The sequence below is a fragment of the Pseudomonas sp. W2-17 genome (assembly GCF_041060445.1).
Lineage (GTDB): Bacteria > Pseudomonadota > Gammaproteobacteria > Pseudomonadales > Pseudomonadaceae > Aquipseudomonas.
In genome coordinates this window covers 1-839 of the sequence record NZ_JAUFNS010000053.1, presented here as the reverse complement: position 1 = coordinate 839, position 839 = coordinate 1, and the positions used below count along the sequence as shown (strand labels likewise).

At 59.7% G+C, this 839-nt stretch carries 1 pseudogene; it reads left to right on the top strand.

Going from position 1 to position 839, the window contains the following annotated elements:
* Positions 1–839 (top strand): annotated as a pseudogene (locus QWI20_RS27415) (RHS repeat protein); the annotation flags it as partial.

Here is an 839-nt window from a genome sequence, read left to right as displayed (position 1 = left end):
TACGACAAACTCAGCAACCTGACCGAGCACACCCGCGCTGATCACAGCGTGATGAACTATGCCTACGACGACAAAAGCCATCTGATCAAAATCAGCGATGGCGAGGGCGGCTTGTGGAAGCGGGACTACGACCATCGCGGGAATCTGGTTGAAGCGATTGATCCGCTGGAGAACGTCACCGAATACGCCTACAACACGTTCGGTCTTCCTACGGCGATCAGGGACGCCAACGGCAATACCAAGTCGTTGGCCTATAACGACGCCGGACAACTCGTTGAGTACACCGACTGCTCGGGCAAGGTGAGTAGCTGGGAGTACGACGATCGCGGCCAGATGGTTCGCTTCACCGACCCTGCAGGCCACAGCACCGCGTACGAATACAAATCAGGTCAGTTGGTCCTGATCAAGCATCCGGACAAAACCGAAGAACGCTTCAGCCGCGATGCAGAAGGCCGCTTGCTGGCCCACTCCGATGGCCTGGAACGCTGCACCACCTGGCGCTACACCGCCGCCGGTTTCATCGCCGAACGCGTCGACGCCGCCGAGCAAACTCTGCGCTACCGCTGGGACAAGCTCGGCCGTCTCGTTGCGCTGGAAAACGAAAACGAACGCCGCGCCCACTTTAACTATGATCCAGTCGGACGACTGCTGGAGGAAAGAAGCTTCGACGGGCGATCCACTCGCTATCAGTACGATCCAGAAACCGGGCGCCTTGCCGAGACCATCAACGGCCAGCGCACCATCGCACTGACCTTCGACCCAATGGGCCGCCTGACCGAACGCCGGGCCACGCTCGGCGAAAAGTCCCAGAGCGAAACCTTTGCCTACGACGGCAACGG